This is a genomic window from Gemmatimonas sp., assembly GCF_041689975.1.
Classification (GTDB): Bacteria; Gemmatimonadota; Gemmatimonadetes; order Gemmatimonadales; family Gemmatimonadaceae; genus Gemmatimonas.
In genome coordinates this window covers 1-7,978 of record NZ_JBDNFF010000159.1, presented here as the reverse complement: position 1 = coordinate 7,978, position 7,978 = coordinate 1, and the positions used below count along the sequence as shown (strand labels likewise).

The 7,978-nt window shown below is 63.6% G+C and carries 7 protein-coding genes; 1 reads left to right on the top strand and 6 read right to left on the bottom strand.

Features of this window, described 5'->3' with window-relative positions:
- Positions 1-180: 180 nt before the first annotated feature.
- The 6 genes from ACESNG_RS10465 to radC form a co-directional block, all read right to left on the bottom strand.
- The gene (locus ACESNG_RS10465; RefSeq protein WP_373064088.1) at positions 181-390 is read right to left on the bottom strand and encodes a hypothetical protein; all 210 of its coding nucleotides are present in this window, start codon (positions 388-390) and stop codon (positions 181-183) included.
- Between the two features lie 14 nt (positions 391-404).
- Positions 405-605 carry a hypothetical protein gene (locus ACESNG_RS10460; RefSeq protein WP_373064086.1) on the bottom strand — a complete coding sequence of 67 codons (201 nt, stop codon included), beginning with the start codon at positions 603-605 and terminating at the stop codon, positions 405-407.
- A gap of 106 nt (positions 606-711) precedes the next feature.
- The gene (tsaE, locus tag ACESNG_RS10455) at positions 712-1,185 is read right to left on the bottom strand and encodes a tRNA (adenosine(37)-N6)-threonylcarbamoyltransferase complex ATPase subunit type 1 TsaE (RefSeq protein WP_373068874.1); all 474 of its coding nucleotides are present in this window, start codon (positions 1,183-1,185) and stop codon (positions 712-714) included.
- Positions 1,175-3,274 (bottom strand): excinuclease ABC subunit UvrB, encoded by a 2,100-nt coding sequence (uvrB, locus tag ACESNG_RS10450; protein ID WP_373064082.1) that lies wholly within the window; start codon positions 3,272-3,274, stop codon positions 1,175-1,177. The genes tsaE and uvrB overlap by 11 nt, the downstream gene beginning before the upstream one ends.
- A 67-nt stretch (positions 3,275-3,341) precedes the next feature.
- Entirely contained in the window at positions 3,342-5,516 is a 2,175-nt protein-coding gene (locus ACESNG_RS10445) for a bifunctional (p)ppGpp synthetase/guanosine-3',5'-bis(diphosphate) 3'-pyrophosphohydrolase (protein ID WP_373064080.1), read from the bottom strand.
- Positions 5,513-6,226, bottom strand: a complete 714-nt coding sequence (gene radC / locus ACESNG_RS10440) for a DNA repair protein RadC (RefSeq protein ID WP_373064078.1) — start codon at positions 6,224-6,226, stop codon at positions 5,513-5,515. The genes ACESNG_RS10445 and radC overlap by 4 nt, the downstream gene beginning before the upstream one ends.
- 210 nt (positions 6,227-6,436) lie before the next feature.
- Here radC and ACESNG_RS10435 point away from each other — a divergent pair, with 210 nt between their 5' ends.
- Complete coding sequence (locus ACESNG_RS10435) at positions 6,437-7,846, top strand: aspartate aminotransferase family protein (protein WP_373064076.1); 1,410 nt, start codon at positions 6,437-6,439, stop codon at positions 7,844-7,846.
- Positions 7,847-7,978 lie beyond the last annotated feature (132 nt).

Here is a 7,978-nt window from a genome sequence, read left to right as displayed (position 1 = left end):
GCCGATGTCGTGGAGCAGACCGGCGCGGAGGATGTCCCGGTACATGTCGGCATCGGCCCCCATCGACGTCGCGATTCCGACCGCATAGCGCGCCACATTCGTCGAATGCAGCGGGATGTCACCAAGCTCGAGCGCCAGTGCCGCCCGGTCGAGATTTGCGCGGTCGGCCAGCATCGCCCACTAGTCACGATCGCGCTGCCACGCGGCCACCAGATCGACCATTCGCGGATCGTACCAGCGTGCTCGACGCTGCTGCGTCATGTCGATCGCGGCAGTGATACCGTTCACGCTCCAGTACGCCTCGAGCATCTGCGCAATCGGGAGAATCCGCGACGGCAGCGGGATCTGTGCGCCTCGTTCGCAACGCGGCTGGATGATCTCGCGTGTCATGGAGGGGGTCCGCGCTACCCGCACAAATGCCATACACCAGCGATCGGATTCCAACCCATCCCGCGGTTCTTCGCGGTGTGCATGGCGAGCTTCGAGCGATCGTGCCAATCGACGAGACGCACGTCGCGCTTTACGCCCTGATGGTCACTGCCGAAGAGCGCCGACATGACTTCGGCGAGACGAACGACGGGGTCACGTTGACCGTCGACGGGCATGGCAACGACGCGTTGGATGCGGGCGACAACGACCGATGTGCCGTGTACGCCCACGCTTCGGACGACAACGCCTCCGGCGCCGCTACCGTCGCTACCCTCGACCCGTTCAGCGCATCGTGGGTGCGTGGATACGCAACAATCGCCGATCGGCGTTCTCGTGATCATGTCCAAGGACCACGTGAATGGTGTCACGCGGCAGAGTGTTGACGGCGCGATCCGGCCATTCCACCAGCAGCACCGGAGCATGTTCAACGAGCTCATCCCAGCCCAACATCTCCAGCTCGGTATCGGACCGCAGTCGATACAAATCGGCGTGCACGACTGGCCCACCGGGCGCGTTGTACTGTTGAATGATCGAGAAGGTCGGACTCGTGACCGCCTCGATCGCTGCGACGCCGATACCGACGCAGATCGCGCGCACCAACGTGGTCTTGCCCGCTCCGAGGTCACCCTCGAACGCAATGACGACAGGCCGAGGGAGCACGGCGCCAAGTGCCCGTCCCCACGCCTCCAGCGAGTCGAGATCCGGCGCGCGCGGGGCGCCGCGCCCCAGCAGATACGCGAGAGAATCAGCGGCCACGCTTGCCTCCGGCGCGGCGCATCGGCGCACTCCCCGGCGGTCGTTTCGGCGCGGCCGTATTCCCACGCGCCTGCTCCGGCTTATCGCCAAGCGCCGTACGCACTTCGAACAGCTGATCGCGCATTCGCGCCGCGGCCTCGAAGTCGAGCGCGATCGCTGCTTCGCGCATGGCGACTTCCAGCTCTCCCACCAGCGTCTGCAGGTCCTCGCGAGATCGTGGCGCGCTCTCCGCTCCCAGTCGTCTGGTGGCCGGCGTGACGTCTTCGTGCGGCGCACGCGCATCGGCCACTCGCGTGATTAGCCGAACGTCATCAACGCTCTTGAGCACGCCATGCGGGGTGATCCCGTGGAGTGCATTATGGTCGCGCTGTATGGTGCGGCGGCGATCGGTTTCGTCGATGGCGCGCTGCATAGATCCGGTAATCCGGTCGGCGTACAGGATCGCCCGGCCATTCAAATGACGCGCCGCGCGACCGATCGTCTGGATCAGCGAACGCTCGCTGCGCAGAAATCCCTCCTGGTCCGCGTCGAGGATCGCGACCAGCGATACCTCGGGCATATCCAGCCCTTCACGCAACAGGTTGATGCCGATCAGCACATCGAACTCGCCGAGGCGCAGCCCGCGCACAATCTCCATGCGCTCGATGGCGTCGATGTCCGAATGCATGTATCGCACGCGCACGCCCATCTGCTGCAGGTAGTCGGTGAGATCCTCCGACATGCGCTTGGTGAGCGTCGTGACCAGGACCCGCTCACCCTTTCGCTCGCGCACGTGGATCTCGTGCAGCAGGTCGTCCACCTGCCCCTTCACCGGACGGATCTCCAGGATCGGATCCAGCAGTCCCGTGGGCCGAATGACCTGCTCCACGACCACCCCTTCCGACAGCTGCAGCTCGAGATCACCCGGCGTAGCGGACACGTTCACCAGGCGCGGCACCAGCTGCATGAACTCGTCGAACACCAGCGGCCGATTGTCGAGCGCACTCGGCAGCCGAAATCCGTAGTCGACCAGCGTGAGCTTGCGCGCGCGATCGCCGTTGTACATGCCGCGGATCTGTGGCAGTGACACATGTGATTCGTCGACGACCACGAGGTAATCGTCGGGGAAGTAGTCCAGCAGGCACGCCGGGCGCTCTCCCGCCTGACGTCCGCTAATATGGCGCGAATAATTCTCGATGCCGGCGCAGGTACCGATCTCCGCCAGCATCTCGAGATCGAAGTTCGTGCGCTGATCGAGACGCTGTGCCTCCAACAACTTGCCCTGCATGCGCAGTTCGGCAAGCCGCTCGGCCAGCTCGTCACGAATCGCGACGCTTGCACGCTCGATCGTGGGACGATTGGTGATGAAGTGCTTCGCCGGATAGATCGCCATCCGCTCGAGCGTCGAAATCGTCTCGCCGGTGAGCGGGTCGATCTTCGAGATACGCTCGATCTCATCGCCCCACAGTTCCAGACGCACCGCCTGCTCTTCGTAGGCCGGATAGATCTCCACCGTGTCGCCTCGCACGCGGAACGTGCCGCGATCGAACGCGACGTCATTGCGCAGATACTGAATGCCGACGAGCAAACGAAGAATGTCGTCGCGCGCGATCGACTGTCCGCGCGACAGCGCCACCATACGCTCGCGATACGACACGGGGTCGCCAAGCCCGTAGATGGCGGACACCGTGGAAACGATGACCACGTCATTGCGCTCCATCAACGAGGACGTGGCGCGCAGTCGCAGGCGATCGATGTCCTCGTTGATACTCGCATCCTTCTCGATGAACGTGTCACTCGAGGGGACGTACGCTTCCGGCTGATAGTAGTCGTAGTACGAGATGAAGTACTCGACGGCGTTCGTCGGGAAGAACGATTTGAGCTCGCCATACAACTGCGCTGCCAGCGTCTTGTTGTGCGACAATACCAGCGTCGGTCGCCCCCACTGCTCGATAACGTTCGCCATCGTCATCGTCTTGCCGGACCCGGTCACGCCGAGCAGCGTCTGAAAGCGGTCGCCACGGGCCAACCCTGCGGACAACTCGATGATCGCGCGAGGCTGATCGCCGGCGGGGGCGAACGGACTTTGAAGTCGGAAGGGAGCTGACATCCCCGCAATATAGCAGAATCGGCTTTTATTCGGGTAGCTCCCAGCGCTCGCTGGTCGAGCCCGCCGGCTATTCCTCGGACGTGATCTTCTCGCGACGGGAGACCGCCGCGATGCCTTTCACGCGACGCGCGGCTTTCATGATGCGTTCCAGGTGCGCCAGGTTTTCCACCTCAACCATCGCCGCGCCCGTTACCCGGCCATCGATCGTTCGAAGCTCGAGGCTCTTGATGTCGGTGCCGGTGGCGCTCACGGCGGCCGCGACATCGGCGTACAGTCCACGGCGATCAGTGCCTTCCATGGCAAGGCGGACGATGAAGCGTTCTCCGGCCATCTCGTGCCAGTCGATGTCGAGGCGACGCTCCGGCTCGTGCGCCAACATCAGCAGATTCGGACAATCGCCGCGATGAATACTCACGCCGCGACCACGCGTGACATATCCCACCACTTTGTCGCCAGGTACCGGCTGACAACACTGCGAGTAGCGTACCAGCAACCCATCCGCGCCTTGAATGCGGATGCCTTTCCCGGTTCCGCGCACGCGATCGACAATGCGCGCGAGTGTACTCTGCTTCTCGACCGGCTCGGCCGTTTCGAGGTCGGGGTGCAGCGCCTTCAGCACCTGCATTACGTGCACATCGCCGGCACCGACCGAGGCGATCAGCTGCGTTGCATCCTTCAGCTTGAGCAGCTTGGCGATCGGTTGCAGTCCCTGGTCGTCGATCTTCGGCAGCCGACGACGGCGCAATTCGCGCTCGATGATCTCACGTCCCAGCCGCATGGCCGAGGAGCGCTCTTCGAGCCGCAGCATCTGCCGGATTTTATGGCGTGCGCGCCCCGTGCGCACGTGCGACAGCCAGTCACGGCTCGGCTTCGCATTCGGATTGGTCAGGATCTCGACCGTTTCCGAATTCTTGAGTTCACGCGACAGTGGGGCGATACGGCCGTTCACCTTGGCGCCGGCGCAGTGCGCACCGACCTGCGTGTGCACGGCGAACGCGAAGTCGAGTGGGGTCGCGCCCTTCGGCAACTGGATGACGTCACCCGTCGGCGTGAACACGAAGATTTCGTCCTGATACAGATCGAGCTTCAGGAACTCCAGAAACTCACCGGGGGTTTCGGCGTCGAGCTGCAACTCGAGCACCTGACGGAACCATGCCAGCTGGCGATCCAAATCATCGGCGCTACGCGACGACTCCTTGTACAGCCAGTGCGCCGCGATGCCGAAGTCCGCAGTGCGGTGCATGTCACGCGTTCGGATCTGAACTTCGAACAGTTGACGCCCGGGACCGAAGACGGTGGTGTGCAACGACTGATAGCCGTTCGATTTCGGTTGCGCGATGTAGTCCTTGATTCGCTCCTGCACCGGCGTCCAACCATCATGAATCACGCCAAGGGCATGGTAGCACTCGAGCACATTCGGTACGATCACGCGAATCGCCAACAGATCGTAGATATCCTCGTACGGACGGTCGCGCTGCTGCATCTTCTTGTAGATCGACCACAAATGCTTCGGTCGGCCGGTGACTTCGACATCGGCGATGCCGGCATCGGAGAGCCGTTTCTCGAGCGGTTCGCGCATTTGCGCGATCAACTGCTCGCGTTCTCCGCGCTTCGCCGCAACGAGCTTCGCCAGTGTCTTGTACGCCTCGGGCTCGAGGTGCTTGAACGCCAGATCCTCGAGCTCCCATCGCACTTTCGCCATACCGAAGCGATGGGCGAGCGGCGCGTACAGATCGCGGGTTTCCTGGGCGATGCGACGGCGCTTTTCGGGAGCGAGATAGTCGAGTGTCCGCATGTTGTGCAGACGGTCGGCCAGCTTGATCAAAATGACGCGGGCATCCTTGGCGATCGAGAGCAGCAGCTTGCGGTAGTTCTCGACCTGCCGCTCTTCGCGCGACGAGAGCGGTAGATTTGCAATCTTCGTCAGACCATCGACGATCTGCGCGATCTCGGATCCGAACTCGCGCTCGACATCCTCGACGGTGATGTCGGTGTCCTCGACGATGTCGTGCAGCAGGCCGCTGACAACGGTCGTCGTGTCGAGTTGGAGGTCGGCCAGAATCCGCGCGACTTCAATGCAGTGCGAGACATAAGGTTCGCCGGAGTGACGGACCTGGCCCGCATGGGCAACGTCGGAAAACTTGTAGGCGCGCACGAGTAATTCGTGGTCGAGCCGATCGTAGGAGACATCGGCACTCGGCCCGAACCCGGGAATCATCTCGTGCAGCGCGATCGTTGTCACAGCAGACCTGCCTCCGCAAAGCTCACGTACCGCCCACGTCCCACGATGATGTGGTCGTGAACCGGGATATCCAGCAAGCGCCCGGCCGCCACCAGTTGTTCCGTCACTGCCCTGTCTTCCGCCGACGGCGTCGGATCGCCACTCGGATGATTGTGCACCAGAATCACCGCCGCCGCGCGCTCGGCGATCGCCTCACGAAAAACTTCCCGCGGATGCACCAGTGAGGAGTTCAACAATCCGCGCGTGATCAGCACATCGCGTTCGAGACGGTGCTGCGCGTCGAGAATGGCCACATGGAACTCCTCCACCGGCGCATCCTGCAACCGTGGCGCAAACACCGCCATTACGTCGCGGGGACCGCGAAGCGGTACTCCGGCTTCCCGTGCCTCACCGGCCATGCGGCGGCCGAGCTCGAGCGCCGCGTGCACCGCCGTCGCGCGTGCACGCCCTACACCCCGCACGCGCGTCAGCGCCGCCAACGGCATGGAACCGAGCCGCCCAAGCGAACCACCGGCCTGCTCGAGCAGGAGCTGCGCGCACACGAGCGCCGATGCCCCCTTCCCACCGGAGCCGAGCACCGTCGCGATCAGCTCGGTGGTACTCAATGCTTGCGCGCCGAGGTTCCGGAGCCGCTCGCGGGGGCGATCGACGTTCAGCATCTCTTTGATCTTAAGGGCAGCAGCGGGAAACTGGCTAGTCAGGACCGTCACGGATTCACTCCAGGAAAATGGGGGTAGTTGCCATCCCCCAGGATGTCGATCAGTCCGCACCGCTGCGGTACCGCGGTATTGCGAGCGGGTCCATTTTACCGAATGACTGTTCCCTCGCCTGTTCCGACGCGCCCGCCGACTGGCGCCAGCGAATCATTCGATCCTGCATCGCCCGAGGAATGGGCCAGGCTCCGCGAATTGGGACATCGCATGCTGGACGACATGCTGGATGTCCAATCGACGTTGACCCAACGGCCGGCGTGGCAGGAGATCCCGGCAACGAAGCGACTGCTGTTCGATGAACCCGCACCGATCGAGGGAATCGGCGCGGACGCCGCGTATGCCCGCTTTCGCTCACACATCCTGCCGTACGGAAACGGAAACTGGCACCCACGTTTCTTCGGATGGGTGCAGGGGCAGGGCACGCCGTTGGCGATGCTTTCGGAAATGCTCGCCGCCGGCATGAATCCGCACCTGGCGGGCTTCAACCACGCGCCACCGATGGTTGAACGGCAGGTGGTCAGCTGGCTCGCTGCGCTGATGGGAATTCCGGAGGCTGGCGGGCTGCTGGTGACCGGGGGAACGTCCGCGAACACCCATGCCCTCGGCGTGGCGAGATACGCTGCGGTACGAGCCCGTGGAGGCACCGTGCGCGAAAACGGGTTGCAGCACTGGCCGGGCCAGCCGACGGCGAAACCGTTGGTGTTCTATGGGTCGGTGGAAACCCACGCCTGGGCGCGAAAGGCGGCCGAATGGCTTGGCCTTGGCGATCGCGCGTTCCGTCGCGTGCCAGTCAACGCCGCATACCAGATAGACCTCGTCGCGCTCAGTCGTCTGATCGAGACCGACCGGCAGAATGGACTCGATCCCTTCTGTGTGATGGGGACGGCAGGGACGGTGAATACGGGAGCGACGGACGATCTACGGGCGATCGCCACGCTCTGTCGCGATAAGTCCCTCTGGTTTCACGTTGATGGCGCCTTCGGCGCGCTGGCCGCGCTCGCGCCGTCGTTGCGTAGTCAGGTAGCTGGCTTGGAAGAGGCGGACTCGATCGCGTTCGATCTGCATAAGTGGGGCGCGATGCCGTTTGAGTGCGCATGCGTGCTCGTGCGCGATGCCGCCGTCAATCACGAGACGTTCAGTGCCACGGCGTCGTATCTCGCGGAGACCAGTCGCGGGGTCAGTGCTGGTGGCGTGTACTTCGCGGACCGCGGCCTCGACCTGACGCGCGGCTTCAAGGCGCTCAAGGTCTGGATGCAACTTCAAGCCGATGGGGTGGCCAAACTCGGGCGTATCATCGAGCAGAACGTGCGACAGGCCCAGCAATTCGCCGACGCGGTCGCTTGCCACCGCGCGCTCGAATTGCTCGCGCCCGTCCCGCTCAACATCGTGTGCTTTCGTTATCGGACAGACTCGCTCGACGACGCGGCGCTGAATGCGCTGAATGAGGAGTTGCTCCTACGCTTGCAGGAGCGAGGCATCGCGGTGCCGTCGAGCACCCGCATCGGCGGACGATTCGCGCTGCGTTTGGCGCATGTGAATCACCGCACGACGGACGCTGACCTGGCGATGGTGCTGTCGGCAGTCGTCGCAATAGGCGACGCCTTGGTCGAAGGGTAGTGCTACACAGAAGCCCCCGCCACCGGGATCCGTGAGGATCGGTGACGGGGGCTTCACAAGGTGCCGGCATCGGCCTACTCTCCCGCGGTCTCTCGACCGGAGTACCATCGGCGCTGCTTGGCTTAACGACCG